General features: G+C 70.1%; 15 protein-coding genes. 7 read left to right on the forward strand and 8 right to left on the reverse strand.

The window, feature by feature from the left end:
* Positions 1 to 224: 224 nt before the first annotated feature.
* Positions 225 to 1166 (reverse strand): beta-ketoacyl-ACP synthase III, encoded by a 942-nt coding sequence (locus tag ACGF2V_RS16590; RefSeq protein ID WP_362706810.1) that lies wholly within the window; start codon positions 1164 to 1166, stop codon positions 225 to 227.
* Positions 1167 to 1266: 100 nt separating this feature from the next.
* On the opposite strand from ACGF2V_RS16590, the gene ACGF2V_RS16595 reads away from it, so the two are divergent.
* Together ACGF2V_RS16595 and ACGF2V_RS16600 are read left to right on the forward strand one after the other, a co-directional pair.
* Positions 1267 to 1899 carry a TetR/AcrR family transcriptional regulator gene (locus ACGF2V_RS16595; protein WP_362618097.1) on the forward strand — a complete coding sequence of 211 codons (633 nt, stop codon included), beginning with the start codon at positions 1267 to 1269 and terminating at the stop codon, positions 1897 to 1899.
* A 729-nt stretch (positions 1900 to 2628) separates the two neighbouring features.
* On the forward strand, positions 2629 to 3546 hold the full coding sequence (locus ACGF2V_RS16600) for a hypothetical protein (protein WP_362618100.1): 918 nt from the start codon (positions 2629 to 2631) through the stop codon (positions 3544 to 3546).
* 208 nt (positions 3547 to 3754) lie between these two features.
* On the opposite strand, the gene ACGF2V_RS16605 is transcribed toward ACGF2V_RS16600, so the two are convergent.
* The 3 genes from ACGF2V_RS16605 to ACGF2V_RS16615 form a co-directional block, all read right to left on the reverse strand.
* Complete coding sequence (locus tag ACGF2V_RS16605) at positions 3755 to 4765, reverse strand: threonine/serine dehydratase (RefSeq protein WP_362618103.1); 1011 nt, start codon at positions 4763 to 4765, stop codon at positions 3755 to 3757.
* A 119-nt stretch (positions 4766 to 4884) separates the two neighbouring features.
* Positions 4885 to 6240: a hypothetical protein gene (locus ACGF2V_RS16610; RefSeq protein ID WP_362618105.1), complete on the reverse strand. Its 1356-nt coding sequence runs from the start codon at positions 6238 to 6240 to the stop codon at positions 4885 to 4887.
* Positions 6241 to 6527: 287 nt separating this feature from the next.
* Entirely contained in the window at positions 6528 to 8783 is a 2256-nt protein-coding gene (locus ACGF2V_RS16615; protein WP_362706807.1) for a discoidin domain-containing protein, read from the reverse strand.
* A gap of 1436 nt (positions 8784 to 10219) precedes the next feature.
* Between ACGF2V_RS16615 and ACGF2V_RS16620 the strand changes: the two genes are divergently transcribed.
* The gene (locus tag ACGF2V_RS16620) at positions 10220 to 10684 is read left to right on the forward strand and encodes a hypothetical protein (RefSeq protein ID WP_362706805.1); all 465 of its coding nucleotides are present in this window, start codon (positions 10220 to 10222) and stop codon (positions 10682 to 10684) included.
* A gap of 233 nt (positions 10685 to 10917) precedes the next feature.
* On the opposite strand, the gene ACGF2V_RS16625 is transcribed toward ACGF2V_RS16620, so the two are convergent.
* On the reverse strand, positions 10918 to 11439 hold the full coding sequence (locus ACGF2V_RS16625) for an ATP-binding protein (RefSeq protein WP_362706803.1): 522 nt from the start codon (positions 11437 to 11439) through the stop codon (positions 10918 to 10920).
* Between the two features lie 467 nt (positions 11440 to 11906).
* Between ACGF2V_RS16625 and ACGF2V_RS16630 the strand changes: the two genes are divergently transcribed.
* The gene (locus ACGF2V_RS16630) at positions 11907 to 12971 is read left to right on the forward strand and encodes a 2,3-butanediol dehydrogenase (RefSeq protein ID WP_362706800.1); all 1065 of its coding nucleotides are present in this window, start codon (positions 11907 to 11909) and stop codon (positions 12969 to 12971) included.
* Between the two features lie 881 nt (positions 12972 to 13852).
* Here ACGF2V_RS16630 and ACGF2V_RS16635 read toward each other — a convergent pair.
* Complete coding sequence (locus ACGF2V_RS16635) at positions 13853 to 15115, reverse strand: benzoate/H(+) symporter BenE family transporter (RefSeq protein WP_362706797.1); 1263 nt, start codon at positions 15113 to 15115, stop codon at positions 13853 to 13855.
* A 96-nt stretch (positions 15116 to 15211) separates the two neighbouring features.
* Here ACGF2V_RS16635 and ACGF2V_RS16640 point away from each other — a divergent pair, with 96 nt between their 5' ends.
* Entirely contained in the window at positions 15212 to 16570 is a 1359-nt protein-coding gene (locus tag ACGF2V_RS16640; protein WP_362706795.1) for a PLP-dependent aminotransferase family protein, read from the forward strand.
* Between the two features lie 136 nt (positions 16571 to 16706).
* Here the strand turns inward: ACGF2V_RS16640 and ACGF2V_RS16645 are convergent, their stop codons facing one another.
* Positions 16707 to 20066 (reverse strand): S41 family peptidase, encoded by a 3360-nt coding sequence (locus ACGF2V_RS16645; RefSeq protein WP_362706792.1) that lies wholly within the window; start codon positions 20064 to 20066, stop codon positions 16707 to 16709.
* Between the two features lie 418 nt (positions 20067 to 20484).
* Between ACGF2V_RS16645 and ACGF2V_RS16650 the strand changes: the two genes are divergently transcribed.
* The gene (locus ACGF2V_RS16650; protein WP_362618125.1) at positions 20485 to 21057 is read left to right on the forward strand and encodes a TetR/AcrR family transcriptional regulator; all 573 of its coding nucleotides are present in this window, start codon (positions 20485 to 20487) and stop codon (positions 21055 to 21057) included.
* Positions 21058 to 21281: 224 nt separating this feature from the next.
* Positions 21282 to 23543 carry an MMPL family transporter gene (locus ACGF2V_RS16655; RefSeq protein ID WP_362618128.1) on the forward strand — a complete coding sequence of 754 codons (2262 nt, stop codon included), beginning with the start codon at positions 21282 to 21284 and terminating at the stop codon, positions 23541 to 23543.
* Positions 23544 to 23764: 221 nt separating this feature from the next.
* Here ACGF2V_RS16655 and ACGF2V_RS16660 read toward each other — a convergent pair whose 3' ends face one another.
* Complete coding sequence (locus ACGF2V_RS16660) at positions 23765 to 24130, reverse strand: SsgA family sporulation/cell division regulator (RefSeq protein ID WP_362618130.1); 366 nt, start codon at positions 24128 to 24130, stop codon at positions 23765 to 23767.
* Between the last annotated feature and the right edge of the window lie 47 nt (positions 24131 to 24177).

Here is a 24177-nt window from a genome sequence, read left to right on the forward strand (position 1 = left end):
GACGCTAAACGCCTGTGGAGCGCCGGTAAGACGGGCACACGTGCCCGCACAGCGCGGTGAAGCAGGAAGCCCCCGAAAGGGTCAGACGACCCAGGTCGGAATCCCTGGACTTTAGGCCAGGGAGCACGTCAAAGAGGCCCGGATGTCACAGAGGCCCGGCCGTTGCAGGGGCGCGGCTGATACAGAGGCCCAGCTGCTCCCCGGCACCGGGAGTTTCCTACCGGTCACGGGAAGCGGACCACCTGCCCCGCCCACGACAGGCCGCCGCCGAAGCTGAACAGCAGCACGGGGGCGCCCGGGGCGACCTCGCCGCGTTCGACGAGCTTGGCCAGGGCGAGGGGGATGGAGGCAGCCGAGGTGTTGCCGGAGTCGACGATGTCGCGGGCGACCACGACCCGTTCGGGCAGGGCGAGCCGGCGTACGACGGACTCGATGATGCGCAGGTTCGCCTGGTGGGTGACGATCGCGCCGAGGTCGGCGGGGGCCACCCCGGCCCGGCGGCAGGCTTCCTCGGCGAGTGCGGGGAGTTCGGTGGTGGCCCAGCGGAAGACCGTCTGGCCCTCCTGGGCGAAGTGCGGGTGCCAGGCGTCGACGAGGCGGACCGCGTCGCGTCGGGTGGGGTCCGACCCCCAGACGACGGGGCCGATGCAGTCGCCCTCGGCCGCGCTCACCACCGCCGCGCCGGCGCCGTCGCCGAGCAGGACGCAGGTGCTGCGGTCGGTCCAGTCGGTCACGTCGGACATCTTCTCGGCGCCGACGACCAGGGCGTGCCGGGCGGCCCCGGCGCGTACCGCGTGGTCGGCGGTGGCCAGGGCGGTGCAGAAGCCGGCGCAGCCGTTGTTGAGGTCGTAGGCGACGGCGGCCGGGATGCCGAGGCGTCCGGCGACCTGGGCGGCGATGCTGGGGCAGCGGTCGATCGCCGAGCAGGTGGCGACGGTGACCAGGCCGATGTCCTGCGGGGCGAGGCCGGAGGCGGCGAGCGCCCTGCCCGCCGCGGCGGCGGCCAGGTCGGTGACGGACTCCTCGTCCGCGATGCGGCGGGTGGCGATCCCGGTGCGCTGCCGGATCCAAGCGTCGCTGGTCTCCACCATCGTGGCGAGGTCGTCATTGGTCAGCACGCGTTCCGGCTGGTGGTGGCCGAGTGCGGCGATACGGGTCCCTGGCATGGCAGCTCCTCGATTCGGGCATCAGGGTGCCGCGAATATAACGAACGACCGATCGGAAGTTAAAATACGGCGCACGGGGTCCCCCGATATCCTGGAGCTCATGAGCCCGCGCAATTCCGCCGTCGAGGCCCGCAGGACGCGGGACCGGATCATCGAGCGCAGCGTCGCGGTCGCCTCGGTCGAGGGCCTGGAGGGGCTCACGATCGGGCGTCTCGCCGCCGACCTCGGGATGAGCAAGTCCGGCCTGCTCGGCCACTTCGGCACCAAGGAGGTGCTCCAACTCGCCGCCCTGGAACGGGCGTCGGTGATCTTCCTGGCGTCGGTGTGGGAGCCGGTCGCCGATGCCAGGCCCGGGCTGACCCGGCTGCGGGCGGTCTGCGAGCGGTGGATCGGCTATCTGGAGCGCGAGCGGGAGGCGTTCCCCGGCGGCTGCCTGTTCACCACCGCGGTGGTCGAGTTCGACGGCCGCGCCGACGGGCGGGTACGGGACGTGGTGGAGCGACTCTTCCGCATCTGGCGGCGCCGGCTCGTGGTGGACCTGCGCCTGGCGGTCCGGGCGGGTGAGGTGCCCGCGGGCACCGACCCCCGTCAGATCGCCTTCGAGCTGATCGGCCTCTACATGGGCCTCAACCACGCGATCCAACTGGAACGGGACCCCCAGGCCCCCGAACGCACCCGCCGTGCCCTCGACCGCCTGCTGACGCCTGCGCCGACGCAGGCGCCGACATCCTGAGCGGGCGGTTTCGGCGCCAGGGCCGGGCCATGTGCGTCGCTTCGTGACGCTGTCTGTTTCTGGCGCGGGCAACGGCACGGTCGACGGGGCGAGTTGGGGGAGCGCCTGCGAACGCCGATCTCCGTGTATCTGATGGGATGTCCGCCATCTGGAGTATCGTACTAGTGGCGGAGTGTTACTGCTCCGATGTAGGTGATCTTGTTCGCGGGGGAGTGCTGATCCTCGCGCAGTCGGCACCGGAGGAGCGCGATCTCTCGTGTTACATGTTCGCCCCCGTTTCGCTCGCGTGCGGGCTGTGGATCCGCGACTCCGAAGCGGCGATGGGGAGCGTGAGGTCGCCGCCCGCGAGTGGGGTTGGGGGCCGGGATGGTAGGTCGCGATCTGAAGCCCTCGGACCACCCCAAGAAGGAAGTCCGGCGAGTCCTGGAGAAGTGGGTGGGCCAGGGCTGGAAGCTCTGCAAGGAAGGGCACTGGGGCAAGCTGTACTGTCCGTGTGAAGCGGCGTGTACCACCATCCCGATCGCTGGATCCCCTCAAAATGTGGGGGCGCACGCGCGGAGGGTCGACCGGTTGGCGGCACGGTGCCCCCTCCCGCTGGACGCGCCGCACCGCAGCCTCGCGGGGCGGCCGCGTGGCTAATCATAGGAATGTTTGTCCAGATTTGCCCCGATTTACCTGTTGACGAATGTCAACAGGTCTGCCACCCTCATGAGGGACTAGGGGGCCAACATGGACTACGACTTCACCTTTGTCGTCTCAGGCGTGGACGTGGATGACCAAGCTGCCGTTGACACCCTGCTCGATGACTGCGACGCCCTGTTGGCCCGGGCTGGTGGCGTCGACCTGCTGAGCGTCACCGGGTCCGGTGACTCGGCCATCGAGGCGGCCCTGACCGCCGCTTCGGCCGCTCGGGCCGCTGTGCCGCAACTGAGAGTGTGCCGACTTGATCGTGATCTGGTCGGTGTGCATGAGATCGCTGAGCGGACCGGGCGCTCGCGGCAGAACGTCAGCCAGTGGATCGCCGGCGACCGTAAAGCGCAGGGGGGGCCCTTTCCTCTCGCTGAGGGAACGGTGGGCAGGTCGCGAGTCTGGCTGTGGAGCGAGGTCAATCAGTGGCTTGCCGCTCACGGTCTGGATGACGGGGTTGCCTATCCCACTCGTACCGAGATGGCTGAGATCGATGTGGCGCTCGCCAATACGGTCGCAGTCAGCCTCAGTTTCACGGCCGCTGAGACGCTTGGCTTCCAGGCCGGCCGTGACAAGGTGATCAATGAACTCCGGGACAAGCACACCCTGGGGTTGATGAACTTCCTCGGGGGCCTTGACCACACCAGAGATGAGCAGGGTGCTCATGTCCTGGTGGTCGCAGATGCGGCCGAACCCGCCCGCGGCGTGATGGAGCGTGTCGCACACGTGGGGCACGACGTCGTCCTCATCACCGCGACCGATCAGTTCATGGCCTTCGTGCTTTCGACCCGTGCCCCGCTGAGGCCGACAAAGATCGTGACAGTGCCCCAGGGCGCCACGGTCGGCGACTGGCTCGATCTGGTTCAGGAGAACCCGCAGGCCGCGTTCGCTCTTGAGGGCTCGGAGGACATCGAGGAGGAAGTGCCCACCATTCAGCGGCGCTTGGCCATCGCTGCGTAGCATTTATGCCGCATGACGTCGAAGAGCTGACGTTCGGAAGCTTTTCCGCGGGAGCCTTGGCCGGTCGGCTCGCCGAAGGTGTCCAGGTCCTCCAGCGAGCCAGCGGGTGGGGCGTCAGGGCCAGCCTCTGGGCACGGCCCATGCCCTCGGACCGGGCCTGAAGAGCCGCCCCTCCCGGCCTGGGCCCATCCGGCCTCGAGCGGGCAAGTCAGTCGCTTGTCGGGTGCGCCAGGTCGCTCAGGTCGGTGTTCGCGCCGCACAGGACGACGGCGATCTTCTCGCCGTCGCTCGGGCGGTAGCCGTACGGGGCCGGGGCGGTGAGGGCCGCCAGCGCGGTGGAGGCGGCGTGTTCGACGGCGACGCGGTGGTGGTCCCACAGCGCCTGGCGGGTGCGGACGATCTCGCTGTCCGGGACGAGGACGGAGTGCACCCCGTCCCGGCGGGCGGCGTGCAGGGCGAGCCCGGTGGCGCGGCGGGCGCCGAGGGAGTCGATGGCGACGGACTCGACGGGTACGTCGACGGGGTGGCCGGCCTCGACGGCGGCGTTCAGCGCCCGGCAGTTCTCCGGTTCGACGGCGACCGTACGGACTCCGTGGTGCCGGGCGGCGGTGGCGACACCGGCGAACAGCCCGCCGCCGCCGACCGAGACCACCACGGTGTCCAGGCCCGGGATCCGGGTGCGGATCTCCTCCATCAGGGTCCCGGCCCCGGCGGCGATCAGCGGGTGGTCGTACGCGTGCGACGTGAGCGCGCCGGTCGAGTCGGCGAACTCGACGCATGCCTCCAGGGCTTCGGCGTACTCCGCACCCACGATCCTTACGTCCGCGCCGAGTTCGCGGAGCTTGGCGACCTTCACCGCGGGGGCGACGGTCGGCAGGAACACCGTGGCCCGCACGCCCTGTTGGCGGGCGGCCCATGCGCAGGCGAGTCCCGCGTTGCCTCCGGAGGCGATGGCCACGCCCGCGTCCGGCAAGGTTTTGGCCTCGCGGTGGGCCTGGATGAAGTTCTGTGCGCCGCGCGCCTTGAAGGAGCCGGTGTGCTGCAGGAACTCCAGCGCGAACCAGACCTCGCCGAAGCGGGCCTCGGACCGGTCGTCGGGGGAGGCGAGGTACGCCGTACGGACCGTTCCCGGGTCGACGGGGGTCACGGCGACCGGGCGGACGTGTCCGGTGATCCGGTCGGTGGCGGCCTTGATGTCGTCGTACGTGAGCTGCTGCACTTCGTTGCTCCTGCCGAAAGGGGGAAACGGCCGGGCGGACGAAGCCCGGCCGTGGACTGGTGCGGACTGGTGCGCGGCTCGGTGGGTTCGGGAGGCGCCCCGCGCCGCGCGTGGTGCGGTCAGCGGCGTGGGTGGAAGATGAACTGCCGCCCCGCCACATTGTCGTCCGCGAGCTGCAGCGAGAACCCTCCGGCCTTCGGCAGCAACAGGGACGGGACCTCGGTGCCCTGGGGCAGTTTCTCGACCTTGCCGGTGTCGAGCGTGACGCTGACCCGCACTCTTTCAAAATCCCCGGATGGCCCGGTGTAGCCGTACGCGATGCCGTCGGCCACGGACACCAGGTGGACGAACTCCTCGTCCTCGACGCCCTCGGCGAAGCAGTACGCCTTGCCCTTTTCGAGGTCCACGGCAACGGTGTCCCACACGGCGTAGCGACCGTCGGGCGACAGGGCGGGAGAGTAACTACGTTCCGAGTCCGATTTGCACGGCGTGGACGCCACCAGCTTCCCGGACTTCAGGTCGTGCACGGCCTTCACGGACTCGTTTCCCAGACCATCCTCAAGGAACCAGCTGGTCAACAGGACCTGCCCGCCGAGGACGTCCATCACTCGCCCGCTTTTGTACTTGCTGTTATGTATCTCGCCGCCCGGCGGAACCGCGTCGCCGGCGTGCCAGACGCCGGGGACGCCGAAGCCCCCGAAGGCCCCCAGTTGCACGACCGGACCGTCCGAGGAGAGTGCTTCCACCTCTCCCCTGCAGGGCCCCAGCACGTCCTCACCGCACGGCAGTTCCACCTCGTCGTACGTTGTGACGCGGGCCGTGGACAGGTCGATCGACGTCGTGTGCGGTGTGTTGTTGCTTTCCTCCCAGCGGACCGCGATCCCCTTCATGTCGTCGACGACCGTCGGCTTGCCGTCGGCATCCATCGGTACGGAGAAGGTGCGGGCGGGAGAGATCTCCTTCCCGGAGGAGTCGGCCGGGTAGAGAAGCAGGGAGAACGTGCCTTCTCCTTCCGTGAAGCTGGGGGCGTGCGCCCAGACGGCGATGTACTCACGGTCGTCATGGTTGACGACGAGGAGCTGCGGGAGGTGCGAGGCGTCTGCGGCCACGTTCTTGCCCGGAGCCGGCGGCTGCCACGCCTTACCGCTCCAGCGGGGTGCGCCGGTGACGGCGTCGCGGGCCTCGACGACGTAGTCCGCGCCCCTCTTCTGGAGGAAGGCGACGACGCCCGCCTCGGGCGCGGCTCCCACCGGCAGGGTGGTGCCCTGGTCGTCCGGCCAACTGACGGTCTGCTGCCAACCCTTGGACGTGTCGAAACCCTTCGGTGCTTTCACCGACGGGGTCGGGGACTTCTCCGCGCTTGGCGACGAGTTGTTCTTCCCCGCACTGTCACCGCCGCCTGCGCCGCCCCCACCGCATGCTGCCAGCATCCCGGCCGCCACCACGGTGACGACGGCCTTGCTCACAGACTTCATCCGCGCCCCTCTGGTACGGAGGTGCTCGCCATCTGGAGCCCTCCCAAGATCATCGAACGGTCGTTATAACACGCCTGGTCCCGCAGAAAGAGCGTGGGCGGTACCCAGGAGCCCCCTGCCGCTGCGCCCGCCCCGAGCGCAGCACAGCGCGCGGCCGGCCGGCTCGGGCCGAGGAGGGAAAACGCTCACTGACCGCGGTGCCGTCACGAAGCGTTCTGGAGAAGCCCACCACCGCCGTGCCGGCCGGAGCGGGCTTGCGGGGAGGGGCGGGCTTGTCGGCTGGGGCGTCAGCAGTTGTAGGAATGCAGGACGCGGTCGAAGCGCCCGGCGAGCAGGTCCCCGCGGCGGATGACCCAGCCCAGTTCGCCGTCACCGTGGTGAAAGACCGAGTCCTCGCCGAACTCGACGAGGTTCAGCCACGGCCCCCCTTCGTCGCCCCCACCAGCCTCTTCAAGGGCCCTGCTGTACAGCTCGTCGAACCTCTCCGGATCGTTCCGGAGCATGATGACGGCTTCTTCCCTCTTCCTCAGAAAGTCACTGCCGTAGTTGGCCCGCGTGTAGGGAGGATTCAGTTCCACGCCGCGCAGCTTCCCGGTCGTTCGTTCTATGACCGGCGGGTGCCCGACCCGGGCGGTGTACTCCTCAACGGCCGACAGGAGCTGTGCGTACCACTCCTTCTCGTCGCCATCGGTGTCGTCGTCCCATTCGTCGCCGGGATCCGGGACCCAGTCGAGGAAATCCCACGCCGAGGCGCACTGGAGAATCAGCACCTGCCGTTCGAGTACCTCCTGTACATCTTCTTCCTCGTCATCGTCGTATCGCTCCGCCGGAGCAGGGCGCACGGCCATCTCGGTCCCCGGTGGTACGTGGATCACCGGGGCAATGCCGCCGTCCGAAGCGTGGTAGTCCGTATCGGCGAACAGCAGGAGATGGCCTTCCCGGGGGATGCCGTCGTCGAGGTGCTGCTTCGGTATCGCCGCGAGATCGAGGGAGGCGACGAAGTAGTTCCCCAGCTCCCACGGGGCGTCGAGGGGCATCTCCGGCAGCCCTCCGACGTAACCGACCACGTGGTCCTCGGGCCCGACTCTGTGCGGATCCTCGAGACGCAGGTGCACGGCCGGCTGAACATGCCACAGGATGCGGGTGATGGCGTCGTCGGAAACCCCGTGTTGCCGGGCGAAGGACCGGAAGACACTGGTGTACGACACGCTGCCAGACGGTGGGGCTACTGGTGTGGGTGCGGTCGGCACGGTGGCGGCCGGAATGCTGCGATAGCCGACAGGCCCCTCGTCGACGCGCTGGTAGTAGCCCGTGAAGGCTCTTCCGGTGCCTTCGTCGAAGCGGACCCGACCGAGCTGCGTCTCGCCCGCACCGGAATTCTGGGTGATGTAGAGGCAGTATTTGAGGTAGGCCGGGGTCTTGGCGGGGAGATGAAACTCTCTTGTTTCGTGACGCCTGGGAAATGTCTCGTTGGTACGTGTGTCCAGCGGGGTCCAGGTGTGGCCGTCGTCGGAACCGTGAAGCGTCCAGTCGCGCGGGTCGCGGTCGATGAAGTCGTTCGCTGATGTCAGGGAGTAGGAGGTGATGGCGGTCGGGCGGGCGAACGTGAAGATGAGGTAGCCGCAGGTGCCGCCCGTCAGCCACTTGGTCTGCAACGAGTCGTCCAGAACCTTGTCCGCGGTCTCGCCTGCGGCGACGAACTCGCTGTTCGCCTTGACGCCGATCACCTCGGCCTTGTCCGGCACGGCATGCAGCATGATGGTGCCGGAGTCACCCCGCTGGTCACGCCAGGAGACCCGTTCCACGTGTGCTCCGCCGTCGTCCACCAGCAACCGCAGTTCGGGGGAGCCGTGCCAGGCACCGTCCCCTTCTTCCTCCGTCGAGAAGCGGTGGAGAGCGGACGCTGAAGTGTTCTCCAGGCCCTCCGGGAAGGGCCACCGGCCGGCCAGACGCCCCCGGAACTCGTACACCGCCCCGTCGGCGGCGCGGTGACAGCCGTGGAATTCGGACATGTCGGCCTGGAAGCTGATGGACGACTCGGCACCGTCCATCCGCCGCCAACTGAGCTGCGAGGGCAGTGTTTTTTCGTCACGGTCGATGTGGAACAGCAGGCGCGGGGCTCGCTGCCAGGGCGCGGAGGGGGAGAAGGGGACGGAGCGGCGTTCCGTATCGAAGGCGAAGACCGGCGCCGCCTCCGTGGTGTCCGCCCCCTCGCTCCGGGCATGCTCGGGACGTACCTGCTCGGGCACGGAGTCGAGAGTGAGCCGGTAGAGCCAGAACACGCTGCGCGCCTGGGGAGACACGCGTATCTCCAGCGTGTTGGTGCCCTTCTTCAGCAGGCGCCCGGGAATGACGACGGCACTGTCATGCGGTGTCTCATTGCCGAAAGGCACCGTGAAGTCCGAGACAAGTGTCTCGCCCTGGAGCACTACGTCGATGGGAGCGTGCCCCGCAGAGGAGTCGAACCGGGAGACGCACGCGCTGAGGGTCAACCTCCCTGCCGGAATGTCCTGCGGATCCGCGACCTCGAAGTCAAGCGTCACACTTCCCCCCGCGGCCACCGCTAAGCGGTTCTGGGCGAACTGGGACAAGTGGTGCCTGACCTCCCCTTTGGAGAGCTGCGGCGGGTCAACGGAGAAGTCGGCACTGACGGCTTCAAAGTGCACGTTGGTTCACGTCCTACGGCTGGTCAGCAAACTCGGGCCAAGGGATTGCCCTCGGTGACCAGGCACACTAGGCGACCGGTCTGACAACGCCGCTCGCTGAAGCGGGCGAGGGCGCCATTTCCCGAGTCGACCAGTGCGTGGTGTCGACCAGTGCGTGGCGTTCTTCGGAGTGCTCTCCAGGACGAAGGCCGATGGGCCTGATCGCGGTCGGCATGCGCCTCAACGGTCGGCACGCGCCTCATTGGACGCCTTCGGAGCCGCCGATCTCCTTGCGCGTAGCCACTGTTGATCACCATTCGCGCCGTGCGGTGTGGAGCGGGGAACGCCTTCGCGGTAGAGGCCGACGCGGCGGCGCGTGAGGGGTTCGTCACAGTACGCAACGAAAGATGGATGGTGTGCGGCTCGCTCGTCGGTGCGGCGGCCGGGCGTGGGCCGCTTGGCCGGACCGGGAAACCAAACGTGTCGAGCGTGATACGTTCTGTGACCTCAAATTCAATAAGGTGACCCCGGCAGCGCGCCAACGCCCCGGGGCCTGGCACAAGGAGAACACACTCCTCATGCAGATTCATCGTAGCCGTCATACGTGCGATTTCACTGTTCTGCCCAACACGTTGTCGCAGGACCGGCGGTTGTCGTACACCGCTCGTGGTCTTCTGGGCGATCTTCTTTCCCGTCCGGACGGCTGGTCCGAGGACGGCCGTCGGATGGCAGATTCGAGTCCGCAGGGTCGGTTGGCGGTGGCGAAGGCGCTGCGGGAGCTGACGGCCTTCGGGTACTACCGGGTCCACAAAGTCCGTCGCGAGGACGGGACTTTTGTCAGCGAGGCCCATGTCTACGACACCCCGCAGCAGCCCGTCCCGGGTTCGGGTTCGTGTATCAACCGCCAGGTCGTGCCGGGTATCAACCGTCCGGGTTCCGGCGAGCCGCCCTCCGGTGGCGCGGGTTCCAACCCCGTAAAGAACCGAAGGAAAGAACCCTCCCTCCCCGGTCGGCGTCGGCGAGCGGGTACGGGCGACGCGGCCCCCGTGCCCACGACGGGTACGGGGGAGCCCTCGAAAACGTCCACGCCGTCGGGGCCGTCGGGGCCGTCGGGGCCGTCGGAGGCGTCGGAGGCGTCGGAGCCGTCGGGGGGCAGGGACGTATGCGCGGCCGGGGACGTACTCACGGCCGGGGAGGTATTCGGGGCTGGAGCAGCTGCCGGGCGCGGGGCTGTGGCGCGGGCTGGAGCAGATGCCGGGCCCGGGCCCGATCGGGGCCTCGTCGCTCCGTCGTCCGCCGAGACCCACGGCGCGGCCGTCGACACGCTGTTGCGGGTGATCAGTCCGGAACCGCGCCTGCGGCTCGGCGCGGTGGAGGCGCTCGCCCTGGCGCCGCTGGTCTCCGCCTGGCTGGACCGCGGATACGGCCAACGCGACCTCGCCGGAGCCCTGTTGGGCGGGCTGCCCGCCCGTATCCACTCCGCCTCGGCACTCCTGCGCAACCGTCTGACCCGGAAACTTCCCCCGCCGCCCGAGCCCTCGATCCCCGCGCACGCGATGCCCGAGCCCCGGCCCGGCTCCGGCCTGCCCCGCTGGGCCGAGTGCGACGACTGCCGCCGCCCGATCCCCGACAACGGTCTCTGCCGTGACTGCGCGGCCTCGGCCGACGGGCCCGGCGGCCCCCGCCCCGATAACGACACCGCGACCCGTTCCCGTACAGCAGCCAGAGGCCGTGCCCTGGTACGCGCCGCGCTACGGACGCCGGACCACGCGGAGCCGCCCGCCCTCAGCAGCGCCTGACCACCGCACACGTACGCGACCCGGCACACGTACGCGACCCGGCGCGCGAGGCGACCTGGCGCGCGAGGCGACCTGGCGTGGCGCGGGCCGCGAGCGTCGCGGGCCCACGTGACGGGATGGTCGTGGCGGGGCCACCCACCCGTTCCTGGGGCCCGAAGACCTGGAGCGCGTCGGCGATCTCGGCCGAACCCATCCCCAACCACCTGCGCCTGTTTTCGCGTGGTGGGTGGACCTCAACCCTTGACGGCCTCTGCGATCTGCAGGGCGGCCTGGGCGGGCGTGATGTGCGTGGTGTCGACGACCTCGGCCTCGCCGTGCAGCCACGTGCGGGCCGCCTCGGCGTAGGGCTCAAGGTATTGAAGACGGAATGGGGAGGGGCCCATCAGGGTGTCCCCCTCGATGCGCCCGCGGAGGGTGTCCTGGTCGGCGTGGAGGACGAAGTGCCGTACGGGAATGGCGTGTTGGGCGAGGCCCGTGCTGATCTCGCGCCAGTACTGCTCGACCAGGACAGTCATGGGGGTCACCAGAGTGCCGCCGGTGTAGTCGAGTACGTGGCGGGCGGTCTCGACCACGAGCGGCCGCCACGGCGGCCAGTCCTGGAAGTTGCCCGTCCAAGGCAGCCCCGGCGTGATGTCCATGAGTGTCTCGCCGACCTTCTCGGCGTCGAACACCCGTGAACCCGGGATCAGTTGCTGTACGAGTGCACTGGTCGTCGTCTTGCCTGCGCCGTGGGTGCCGTTGAGCCATACGATCACGGGACCCCACGCTATCGCAGTGGCAGTGCGGGCCGCGGGATCGGACACAGCGGAAACCCGGTACGGCTTCGCCCCAGGGTCGCTCAGGTCGGGTCGGGGAGGTGGTCCCCACATCCCTCTTTGCTCGAACGCCACGCGTATGAGCCGGGACCGGTGCGCTTGTGGCACCGGCCCGGAGGTTGTACGGCGCCGCGGCGGGGCGGGCGGCCTCGCCGGACTCGATACGCGGATGCCGCGCAGGCACGGCTTCGCGGGGGCCGAGGCGCCGTTCGGCGGGTCGAGGCGTACGTCGGCACCGGGTGCGCCGCGAGGTACTTCCGGGCTTATGAGGACTACGCGGCGTCTGCCCGCAATGCGCCGTATTGTTTAATCGTTAACGTGAATGCGCCGCGCGAGGCACACACCTCACTCCACGGTAAGAGCGACACGAGGTGTGAGCGGGAAACGGACGAAGGAGTCAGTTCAAAGTGAAGGCTGCACGCTATTACGACCGCGGTGACATCCGTATCGAGGACATCCCGGAGCCCACTGTCCAGCCGGGCACGGTCGGCATCGACGTCGCGTACTGCGGGATCTGCGGCACCGACCTGCACGAGTACCTCGACGGGCCCATCTTCGTCCCGCCGGCCGGCCACCCGCACCCGGTCTCCGGCGAGTCCGCCCCCATCACGCTCGGCCACGAGATGTCCGGCGTCGTGTACGCGGTGGGCGAGGGTGTCGAGGACCTGAAGCCGGGCGACAGCGTCGTCGTCGAGCCCTACATCCTGCGCCCCGACGTCGACACCAGCGAGAACAACCCGACCTACCACGTCTCGCCCGACATGAACTTCATCGGGCTCGGCGGTCGCGGCGGCGGGCTCGCGGAGAAGATCGTCGTCGAGCGCCGGTGGGTCCACCCGGTCGGAGACGTCCCGCTGGACCAGGCGGCCCTCATCGAGCCGCTGTCGGTGGCGTACCACGCGTTCGAGCGCTCGGGCGCGAAGGCGGGCGACTTCGCCCTCGTCGGCGGCGCCGGCCCCATCGGGCTGCTCACCTGCGCGGTGCTCAAGGCGATGGGCGTAGAGGTCGCGGTTTCGGAGCTCAGCTCGCTGCGTCGGCAGAAGGCGCTGGACGCCAAGGTCGCCGACCACGTCATCGACCCCGCCGCCACCGATGTCGCCGAGGAGGTCCGGCGCCTCACCGGTGGCAAGGGCGCGGACGTCGCGTTCGAGGCCACGTCCGTCAACGTCGTCCTGGACACGCTGTTCGACGCCGTCAAGCCGGGCGGTGTCATCACCGTCATCTCGATCTGGGGCAAGCCCGCGTCGATCGACATGCAGAAGCTCGTCCTCAAGGAGGTCGACCTGCGCGGCACGATCGCCTACGTCAACTCCCACCCGCAGACCATCAAGCTGGTGCAGGAGGGACGCATCGACCTGGCGCCGTTCATCACCAAGACCATCGGGCTGGATGGTCTCGTCAGCGAAGGCTTCGAGACCCTGATCCACCACAACGAGACGGCCGTCAAGATCTTGGTGGACCCCCGTAGCTGATACCGCCCTCCGCTCCGGCAGCGACAGCGCCATCCGCGCGCTGACAGCCGCCAGTCGTCCGCCCCCAGTACCTGCTGGTGCTGGGGGCGGACCGCTGGCGGCTGTCTGCGTTCTGCGGTTACCGGTCGTCGGTGTCCTGCCGGGGGTGCTGGTCAGCCGTATCGGTGTCGAGTGCCCGCCGGGCGAACCGCAGGGCCTCGTCGGGTGACTGGTCCGACCACCGAGGGGCGACTACTGCTTCACCGTCAACTACGGTGCGCTATTGAGCACTTCCTCCGTCGCCCGCACCATCACAGTCCTTCTGGCCCTCGCGCTGCTCACGCGCCGTTTGGTCAATGAAGCCGCGGCGGCGGCAGCCACCGGCAGCGTGGTTGGCGGCGGTCGCCGTGTTCGTAGTTGCACTTCTGGCGGCATTCCCACGGACGTTCGTCTCCCGCTGATGCCTGAACCACCCGGCCTGGGCGCAGGCCGGCCCCACCGTCGTCCCGGCCCGCGCCATCGGTGACGCTGGAAGCACGCCGATCACGCTGCGCGTCGCCGCTACGGACTCCGGCCATGTCCGTGTGGAGGTCGGCGATCCCGAGCCGCGAACGTGGCCGGCGCCCCGGGCCGCGGACGTCGACGACGAGTCGGGGCGGGGGCTGGCGCTCGTCGGCGCGTTGGCGTCGCGGTGGGTTGTGGAGCAGGGGGTGCGCGGCAAGACGGTGTGGTGCGAGCTGCCCGTGCCCGCCGGGTGGGGGCTGCCGGAGTGCGACCGGTCGCCCTCGACCGTGGATCCGCAGTGGGGGTCACGCCCGGCGTCGGGTGACAGCGGGCACGTCGTCCGTACGCCCCGCCGCCGGACCGGCGACCGCCCTCGCGGGGGCGGTCGCCGTGCGGATTCAGCGGTTCGCCGGTTCCGGCGCGGCGTCGGGGGCGGGTGCTGCGTCCGCCTCGGTTCGCGCCGAGGCGGGCCGGGGCCGTCGTGGTGTGCGGGCGTTGAGGAGGAGGTGGACGACGCTTCCGGCGAGCAGCCCCCAGAAGGCGCTGCCGACGCCGATGAGGACGACGCCGGACATGGTGACCGCGAGGGTGGTCAGCGCGGCGGTCCCGGTACGGGCGTCGCCGCTCATCGCGCCCTTCAGTGCGGTCAGGGTCGAGGCGAGCAGGGCGACCGCGGCCAGTGCGGTGATCGTCTCGGACGGGATCGACTGGAATCCGTCGACGAGGAACCCGCCGAAGACGCCGACCAGCAGGTAGGCGGCCCCGGCGGACAGCCCCGCGACGTAGCGGCGGTTCCTGTCCGGGTGCGACTCGGGTCCGGTCGCGATCGCGGCGGTGATCGCGGCGATGTTGATGGAGTGGTTGCCGAACGGCGCCAGCAGCGCGGAGACCGTGGAGATCGACCCGACCAGCAGACGGTCGTCGGGCCGGTAACCCTCCGAGCGCAGCAGCGCCAGCCCGGGGGCGTTCTGGGAGGCCATCGTCACGATGAACAGGGGCAGACCGATGCTCACCAGTGCGGCGAGATCGAACGTCGGCATGGTGAACACCGGGCCGGTGATCGACAGCCCGGATGTCATGGCCTTGAACGAGCCGGTCGCCGCGGCCACCAGGATTCCCACGATCAGGGCCGCGAGCACTGCGTACCGGTCGAACAGACGCTTGCCGACGAAGTAGGTCAGCACCACGCTGCCGACCAGCACCGGGGCCGCCTTGAACGCGCCTGCGGCGGTGGTGACGAACGGCAGCAGGATGCCGGCCAGCAATGCCTGGAGCACCGGCGCGGGCACCCGGTCCAGCAGCCATCCGAACCAGCCGGTGTACCCGAACACCGCCGCGGCGACGCTCGCCACCAGGAACGCGCCGACCGCGTCGGAGAAGCCGAATCCGCCGAGCGACGCGATCAGCAGCGCGGCGCCCGGCGTGGACCAGGCCACGATGACGGGCATTCGGGTGAACAGGCTCAGCGCGATGCTGCACACGCCGTTGCCGATGGACACCGCCCACACCCACGACGCCGTCTGCGCCTTGTCGAGGCCCGCCGCCCGCGTGGCCTCCAGCACGATCAGAAACGGTCCCGAGTAGTTCACCAGCGCCGAGATGACCCCGGCGACCAGCGCCGAGGCCGACAGGTCCCGCAGGACTGAACGACGTGCCGTCATGCTGCGGCCTCCCCGTCGGCACCCTGGGGAAACGCTGTTGACAGAAATTGAGTAACGTTATCCACTATTCCCATGCAAAACGATAACAGGGCGTCTGTGATCGCGGGAATTCTGCGGGACCGCATCGCGGGGATGCGGGTGGGGCAGAAGCTGCCGCCGGTCCGGGAGCTGTCCAAGGAGTTCGGGGCGAGCCCGGCGACGATCTCCCAGGCCATCGCGTCGCTCTCGGCGCTCGGGTCGGTGCGGGCCGAGCCGGGGCGGGGAACCTTCGTCGCGGGTCGGGACCGGCTGCCCGAACCGGACTATTCCTGGCAGTCCGCGACACTCGGGCGTGCCCGGGTCGACGCCCGCCGGGCGGCGCGCCTCGGCGCGTACGCGGGCGCCGACGACATCCAACTGTCCTGGGGCTACCTCGCTCCCGAGCTCCAGCCCCTGGACGAGCTGCGCACCCTCGGCGCCCGGGCCGCGCGGAGCCCGCGCGCCTGGTCGATGGCGCCCGCGACCGGACTGGCGGACCTGCGGCGTGTGTTCGCGTCCGAGTTCCACGCCGATCCGGCCGATGTCCTGATCGTGCCCGGCGGGCAGCAGGCGCTCGTCTTCGCGATGCGCACCCTGACCGAACCCGGTACGACCGTGATCACCGAAAGCCCCAGCTACCCGGGGGCGATCATCGCCGCTCAGGCGGCCGGCCTCGACCTCGCCGCGGTCCCCGCCGATGCCGACGGCGTCCGGCCCGACAGGCTCGCCGACGCGCTGGAGCGGACCCGGGCGACCCTGATCTACCTCCAGCCCTGCTACGCCAATCCCACAGGTGCCGTTCTGGAGTCCGGACGCCGTGAGGAGGTCCTCCGCCTCGCCGCACGGTACGGCGCCTTCGTCATCGAGGACGACTGGGCGCGGCATCTGTCCATCGACGGCACCCCGCCCAGCCCCTTGTTCACCCAGGATCCCGACGGGCACGTCGTATCGATCGCTACGCTCACCAAGCCGGTCGCCCCGGGGCTGCGTGTGGGCGCGATCATCGCGCGGGGGCCCGCCGGAGAACGCCTGCGCACCGCCCGGATCGCCGACGACATGTGCGTCCCGCCGCTCACCCAGGAGATCGCGCTCAACCTCCTGACCTCCAACGCCTGGCCGCGACACCTCAAGCGGCTCCGCAACCACCTCGCCGAACGGCGCGACACCATGGTCGCTGAGGCGCACGCCTCGCTGCCCGGCGTCCGCGTCGCGCACACGCCGCACGGCGGAATCCACTTCTGGGCCAGGCTCCCCGAGGGAACCGACACCACCGCCCTGACCGCGGCGGCTCTCCGCGCGGGCGTCCTCATCGGCGACGGCAGCCACTTCTACGTCGACGAACCCCCGGCCCCCTGCATCCGGCTCTCCTTCAGCGCCGCCTCCACCCCGCAGATCGCGGAAGGCATGCGCCGGCTGGCGCCGCTGCTGGTGCTGTGACCGGAAAGGTGTGCCGGGCGTCGCGAGTCGGTGAACCTTTCCGGACGCGGCGCTGGACGCCGGCTGAGCGGTGTGCGGGTGCGTGCGGTGCGGCGTCGCGGCGGTCCGGGACCGTGTCGCACGTCGGCGGCGTCGGCTACCGCGGGGGCAGCGGCGGGCGGCGGCGGTCCGGGACCGTGTCGTACGTCGGCGGGGTCGCCGCCGGGTGGGCGGCCAGCAGCTCCAGGGCCACCCGTACCGCGTCGTCCAGCACCGCGTACCGGCCCTCGGCCCAGTCGAGGGGGGTGCGCAGGGCCTCCACGTCCGGTTCGACGCCGTAGTTCTCGATCGACCAGCCGTACGTGTCGAACCAGGCCGCGTTCATCGGCACCGTGATCACCGTGCCGTCGCCCAGCCGGTGGCGGCCGGTCATGCCGACCACGCCGCCCCACGTCCGCTGGCCCACCACCGGGCCCAGCTTCAGCAGCCGGAACGCGGCGGTGATCATGTCGCCGTCGGAGGCCGTCGCCTCGTCGGCCAGTGCCACGACCGGGCCGCGCGGGGCGTTGGAGGCGTACGAGACCGGCTGGGCGTCGCGGGTCAGGTCCCAGCCGAGGATCGTGCGGGTGAGCTTCTCGACCACCAACTCGCTGATGTTGCCGCCCGCGTTGCCTCGTACGTCCACGATCAGCGCCGGGCGGGACATCTCCATGCGCAGGTCCCGGTTGAACTGGGCCCAGCCGGAGCCGCCCATGTCCGGGATGTGCAGGTAGCCGCACTTGCCGCCGCTCAACTCCCTTACGACGTCACGGCGTTTGGCTACCCAGTCCTGGTAGCGCAAGGGGCGTTCGTCGATCAGGGGGACGACCGCGACACGACGCGGGAGGCCCCCGTCGCCCTCGGGGATCGGGGAGCCCGAAGGGCTTTCGTCGGAAGGGCGGTGCTGCGGGACGGGCGGGCGGAAGGTGAGTTCGACGGTGGTCCCGCCCGCCGCCGCCAGCAGCGGGTACGGGCCCGCCACCGGGTCCACCGGGCGGCCGTCGACATGGGTCAGGACCGCGCCCGCCCGGATGCCCGTACCGGCCAGCGGGGAACGGGCCTTGGAGTCCGAGGACTCGCCGGGCAGGATGCGCCGGATCGTCCAGTCGCCGTCCCGGCACACCAGGTTGGCGCCGAGCAGGCCGATGGCCCGCTGGTAGTGCGGCGGGCCCTCGTTGCGGCGGGCCGGTGTCACGTACGCGTGCGAGGTGCCCAGTTCGCCCAGGACCTCCCGCAGCAGGTCCGCGAACTCGTCGGGGGAGGCGACCCGTTCGACCAGCGGGCGGTACTGGTCGAGCACACCGTCCCAGTCGATGCCGGACATGTCCGGGTCCCAGAAGTACGCGCGGATGACGCGCCCGGCCTCCGCGTACGCCTGGCGCCACTCCGCCGGCGGGTCGACCTCGTGCAGGATGCGGCGCAGGTCGAGGTAGACGGTGGTGTCGCTGTCGGCGATCTCGGTCGCGGGCACGGCGCGCAGCTCGCCCTCGTCCATGACGACCAGCCGGGTGGCGTCGCCGCTGACCGCGAACCAGTCGAGATGGCCGACGAGTTCGGTCTTGCGGGCCCGGGAGATGTTGAAGTGCTCCAGCGTGGGACGGCCGGACACGTCCGCCGGGTTGACGAACGTCTCGCCGAGCGCCCCCGAGATCGGCCAACGCAACCAGACCAGCCCGCCGCCGCTCACCGGGCGCAGGCCCGAGTACTTCGACGCGGACACCGGGAACGGTGTCACCCGGTTCTCCAGCCCCTCGAACTCGACGCTGACCGTCGACGGTCCCGACAGCTCCTCGCCCGTGGCGGGGGCGGTCGCCTGGACGTCGTCGACCGGGTCGAGTCCGCCCGCCGCCGGGCGGCCCTCGGGGGAGAGGGCGAAGGGGGAGGGCGTGGCGGAGGAGAGCGGCACCAGGTACGGGCGGCAGCCCAGCGGGAACGACAGGTCGCCGGTGTGGACGTCGTACACCGGGTCGAAGCCGCGCCAGGAGAGGAAAGCGAGGTAGCGGCCGTCGCCGGTGAAGACGGGGTTCTCGTCCTCGAAGCGGCCGTTGGTGACGTCGACGATCACCGGGGCCCCGGTGCCGAGGATGCGGGCCAGTTTGATCTGCCGCAGCGAACGTCCGATGCCGGGGTGCGACCAGGTCAGCCAGGCACCGTCCGGGGAGAACGCCAGGTCGCGGACCGGTCCGTTGACGGAGCGGATCAGCTCGTCCGGTTCGCCGGTGGCCGTCTCCTCGTCGGTGTCCAGCAGCAGCAGGCGTCCGTCATGCGTCGCGATCGCCAGGCGTTCGCCGTCGGGGTCGGCGACGAGTTCGTGGACCCGGCCGATCCGCCCGGACGCCAGCCGACGCGGCGGGCGGTCACCGCTGGCGCGCGGCAGAGAGGCGATCTCGATCGCGTCCTCGCCGTCGGCGTCCGTGACATAGGCGACCTGGCCGCCGCTGCCGAGCATCTCGGGCAGCCGGACCCGTACGCCCGAGGTGTCGGCGATGGTCCGGGCCGGGCCGTCGCGGTGGGTGAGCCAGTACAGGCTGCCGCGTACGGCGACGGCGCTGGCCCGGCCCGTCTCGTCCACGGACAGCGAGTCGATGTTGCTGGCCGCCGAGACCTGGTACGTACGGCGTCCGGCGCGCGGCCCGCCGAGGCGTACCTCCAGCTTGCGGGGCACCGCGTCCGGCGACGCCAGGTCGTCGACCAGCCACAGGTCGCCCGCGCACTGGTACACCACCCGGTGTCCGTCGCTGGAGGCGTGCCGTGCGTAGAACGCGTCGTGGTCGGTGTGGCGGCGCAGGTCGCTGCCGTCGGGGCGGCAGGAGTACAGGTTGCCGACGCCCTCGTGGTCGGAGAGGAACGCGATCCGCCCGGCGACGATCATGGGCGAGTCGAGGTGGCCGCCGATGTCCGGGAGCAGCCGCTTGCCGTGCAGCCAGAGCCGTCCCGTGGCGCCACCCCGGTACCGCTTCCAGGAGGCCGGTTCGTGCGGAGGAGTGCCGGTGAGGAGCAGGGTGCGGCGCTTGCCGTCGATGTCGGCGACCGCGATGTCGGCGACCGGGCCCCACGGGAGTTTGCCGCCGGGACTGCCGTCGGTGGGGAGGGTGTAGGCCCAGGAGAGGTGCGCCAGGGGCTGGTTGTGCGAGGAGACGGCGAGGATCTGCGCGGTGTCGTCCGGATCGGGGGTCCAGCCGCGCACCTGGGCGTCCGTCGAGCCCCAGTACGTGAGCCGGCGGGCCTGACCGCCATCGACCGGTACGAGATGGATCTCGGGGTCGAGGCTGCGCCAGGTCGTGTAGGCGATGCGGGTCCCGTCGGGGGAGAACCGCGGGTGGCCGACCCGAGTGCGGTCGACGGTCAGCCGCCAGGCTCGGCCGGCGCTCTGACCCTCCGGGGCGAGGGGGGCGACCCAGAGGTCGTCCTCGGCCGCGAAGCAGATCAGATCGTCGTGGAGGTGGGGGAAACGGAGATACGCGACGTCGTCACTCACCTCTCCATGCTTTCCGTGCCGAAAGGGCCCGGCAACTCGTGATCCCGAGGACGGCCGGTCGGGTGTGGCGTCGGCTGTGCTGTTGGCCGGGGTGTCGCGCTGGTGTTGGCGTGGTGTCGCGCTGTGGTGTTGGCCTGTGGTGTCGCCCTGTGTCGCCTGTGGTGCGGAACACAAGCGAAACGACGCAGTTTCGCTCGGAGGCGCGCTAGCGTAGGTGTGTACGAAACAGTTTCGTTCGATGGGCTGTCGCTCACTCGGTCGGCGGATGCCGTTCGATCTGGTCGATGGTTTGGTCGTTTTTGGTCGTTTTTCGGTCGGCCAGTGCTCGATCGGCTGCTGAGCGAATGACGGGCCGACGGGAAGCGGTCGACCGGAATCAGTCGACGGGATGCAGTCGACGGGAAGCAGGAGGTCGCACATGGCACGCACCCGGCTTACGCCCGAACGTGAGGGCGAGCTGTACGCCGCCGTGATCGACCTGCTTCGTGAGGTCGGCTACGACGCCCTGACGATGGACGCCGTCGCCGCCCGTACCCGTTCCAGCAAGGCCACCCTCTACCGCCAGTGGGGCAGCAAGGCCGAGTTGGTGGTCAGGGCCCTGCGGCACGACAAGCCTGTGGCCCTCGCCTCGGCCGACACCGGGTCGCTGCGCGGCGACTTCCACGCCGCGCTGGACCTCGTCGATCCCTGCCAGATGGAGAAGGACTCCGCGCTGCTGAGGGGGGTGGCCCATGCGGCCCACGGCAACCCCGATCTGCTTCAGGCGCTGCGTGAGCTGCTGCTCGAACCGGAGATGACCGGTCTGGCCCTGATGCTGCGCAGAGCCGTGGAGCGGGGCGAGGTACGGGCGGACCATCCGGCGCTGAAGTACGTGTCGCACATGCTGATCGGTGCCTATATGACCCGATGGCTGATCGAGGAGCGTCCCGTCGACCACGCGTACCTCGTCGACTACGTCGATTCCGTGATCCTCCCCGCTCTCGGAGTCTGAGCCCCTTCCCCGTTTCCGTGATCCTCCCCGTTCTCGGAGTTCGGCCCCCTTCCGCCCACCCTCGTTTCCCGTATCGCCCGTACTTCTGCGTACGGTCTCCCGTCCCTCATCGAGTCGTACGCCCTCCCGTCCTCATCGAGCCCCACCTGACACGCCGCTCTCGTCGTCGGGCTGCCCCCACACGCCCATGTCCACCCACCACGACCTGACCGGGAGTACGCCCCGTGGCCACATTCCTCTACAAACTCGGACGGTTCGCCTTCCGGCGCCGCCGCTATGTCGCCCTGATATGGGTGGCGCTGCTCGCGCTCGCCGGATTCGGCGCGGCCTCCGCGTCCACCGCCACCTCCAGTTCGTTCTCCATCCCCGGAACGGAGGCGCAGCGCGCCTTCGACCTGCTGGAACAGCGCTTTCCCGGGGTCAGCGCCGACGGCGCGACCGCCCGCGTCGTCTTCAAGGCCCCCGACGGTCAGAAGATGACCGACCCGGAGAACAAGGCCGAGGTGGCCAAGGTCGCCGATGAACTGAAGTCCGGCTCGGACCAGGTGGCCTCCGTCGCCGACCCGTACACCGTCGGCGCCGTCAGCAAGGACGGCTCCACGGCCTACGTCGCGGTGTCCTACAAGGTCAGCGCCATGGAGCTGACCGACGAGACCCGGGACGCCCTGAAGGACGCGGGCCACGCGGCGCAGAAGAGCGGGCTGACCGTGGAGATCGGCGGTGACGCGCTCCTGGTGATTCCGGAGACAGGCGCCACCGAGATCATCGGTGTCACGGTCGCCGCGGTGGTGCTGGTCATCACCTTCGGGTCGCTGGTCGCCGCCGGGCTGCCGCTGCTCACCGCCCTGATCGGGGTCGGCATCGGCGTCGCGACGATCACGGCGCTGGCGAACCCGCTCGGCCTCGACTCCACCACTTCCATCCTCGCGATGATGATCGGCCTCGCGGTCGGCATCGACTACGCGCTGTTCATCGTCTCCCGCTACCGCGCCGAGCTGGCCGAGGGCCGGGAGAGCGAGGAGGCGGCCGGGCGGGCCGTCGGAACGGCCGGTTCCGCGGTGGTCTTCGCCGGTCTCACCGTGGTCATCGCGCTGGTCGGCCTCGCGGTCGTGAACATCCCGATCCTGACGAGGATGGGCTTCGCCGCGGCCGGCACGGTCGTGATCGCGGTCCTCGTGGCGCTCACCCTGGTCCCGGCGGTGCTGGGCTTCGCGGGCAAGCGGGTCATGGGACGCAAGGCACGCACGGCCGACGCCACATCCGACCCGGCGGAGGACAAGCCGAACATGGGGACCCGCTGGGCCCGGTTCGTGCTGCGCAAGCCGGTGTGGGTGCTGCTGGCCGGGGTCATCGGCCTCGGCGCCGTCGCCGTACCTGCCGCGTCCCTGGAGATGGGCCTGCCCGACGACGGCTCCCAGCCCACCAGCACCACCCAGCGGCGCGCCTACGACCTGCTCTCCGACGGCTTCGGTCCGGGCTTCAACGGCCCGTTGATGGTTGTCGTCGACACCGCGAACAGCTCCGACGGCAAGACCGCGGTCAAGCAGGTCACGGACGAGATCTCCGGCATGCCGGGCGTTGTCGCGGTCACCCCGGCCCAGTTCAACAAGGCCGGCGACACGGCGATGATCACCGTCATCCCGAAGGACCGGCCGAGCTCCACCGCGACGGAGGACGTGGTCCACGCGATCCGTGACGCAGGTGCGGACATCAAGGCCGACACCGGTGCGCAGGTCCTGGTCACCGGCGCGACGGCGATGAACATCGACTTCTCGCAGAAGATGAACGACGCACTGCTGCCGTACCTGGCGCTCGTGGTCGGCCTGGCCTTTGTGCTGCTGATGCTGGTGTTCCGGTCGGTGCTGGTGCCGCTCAAGGCGGCCCTCGGCTTCCTGCTCTCGGTCGTCGCTGCGCTGGGCGCGGTCGTCGCGGTGTTCCAGTGGGGCTGGCTCGGCTCGCTCTTCGGCGTGGAGCAGACCGGCCCGATCATGTCCATGATGCCGATCTTCATGGTGGGTGTGGTCTTCGGCCTCGCGATGGACTACGAGGTCTTCCTCGTCACCCGGATGCGTGAGGCGTACGTACACGGAGAGAAGCCCGGCCAGGCGATCGTCACCGGCTTCCGGCACGGCGCCCGGGTCGTCACGGCCGCCGCCGTGATCATGATGGCGGTCTTCGCGGGCTTCATCGGATCCAGTGAGCAGATGGTCAAGATGATCGGCTTCTCCCTCGCCGTCGCCGTCTTCTTCGACGCCTTCGTGGTCCGGATGGCGATCGTGCCCGCGGTGCTGGCCCTGCTCGGCGACCGCGCCTGGTCGCTGCCGCGCTGGCTGGACCGGCTGCTGCCGAACGTGGACGTCGAGGGCGAGGGGCTGCGCCAGCAGCTCGGCGACGACTCGGAGGACGGTTCCGACCACGGCGACCACGGCGGCCGGGGCGGTCACGGTGGAGACGCGGAGGGCGGGCGCGAGCTGGCCCGGGTCTGAGAGCCGACGCGGGCCCGGGGCACGCGCTTCGGGCCCACGCCCAGGGCGACGGAGCCCACGCACAGCACGACGGTGCACTCGGGCCCACGCCCGCAGATGCGGCGAGCCCCCGTGGTGAGAACGGGGGCTCCTGCCGTGTGTTCGTACGTGCCGGGCAAGGTCCGTGCGGGCTCGGCGTGACAGGCCCGGCGTGACAGGCCCGGCGTGTCAGGCCCGGTGCTTCACGCGTGCGTGTGGATGCCGACGCCCTCGTCGTCGACGTTCTCGTCCTCCGTACGGTGCAGGAAGCGGATCAGCGGCGCGTTGTCGAACTGCACCACCTCCACGCCCTCCTCCGAGTGGCGCTCCACCACCAACTGCGTCCGTCCGCACGGCCATACCCGGATGTCGCCGCGCTCGACGGGGCGGCTCAGCCCGCGCTCCAGCAGATCGCGGTCGAACGACCAGTCGACGCCGCCCGGGAAGGCGAGGTGGACGTTGCGGGGGTCGGTGTCGGCGTCGTACAGCAGGTCGACCGGCACCGCCGGCAGATCGGGGGTGTCGTTGACGAGCCAGGCTTCGGCCTGTTCATGGATCACGGGGGGCATGGCTGACTCCTCGTGTGTGTTCTTCCCCGCAACAAATGTCGCATATT

Source organism: Streptomyces sp. NPDC047982 (assembly GCF_043204165.1).
GTDB lineage: Bacteria > Actinomycetota > Actinomycetes > Streptomycetales > Streptomycetaceae > Streptomyces.

Excerpts from the sequence above, each read along its gene's own strand:
- ACGF2V_RS16590 (WP_362706810.1), bottom strand. The coding sequence starts at position 1,166 with ATGCCAGGGACCCGTATCGCCGCACTCGGCCACCACCAGCCGGAACGC.
- ACGF2V_RS16595 (WP_362618097.1), top strand. The coding sequence starts at position 1,267 with ATGAGCCCGCGCAATTCCGCCGTCGAGGCCCGCAGGACGCGGGACCGG.
- ACGF2V_RS16600 (WP_362618100.1), top strand. The coding sequence starts at position 2,629 with ATGGACTACGACTTCACCTTTGTCGTCTCAGGCGTGGACGTGGATGAC.
- ACGF2V_RS16610 (WP_362618105.1), bottom strand. The coding sequence starts at position 6,240 with ATGAAGTCTGTGAGCAAGGCCGTCGTCACCGTGGTGGCGGCCGGGATG.
- ACGF2V_RS16635 (WP_362706797.1), bottom strand. The coding sequence starts at position 15,115 with ATGACGGCACGTCGTTCAGTCCTGCGGGACCTGTCGGCCTCGGCGCTG.
- ACGF2V_RS16650 (WP_362618125.1), top strand. The coding sequence starts at position 20,485 with ATGGCACGCACCCGGCTTACGCCCGAACGTGAGGGCGAGCTGTACGCC.
- ACGF2V_RS16660 (WP_362618130.1), bottom strand. The coding sequence starts at position 24,130 with ATGCCCCCCGTGATCCATGAACAGGCCGAAGCCTGGCTCGTCAACGAC.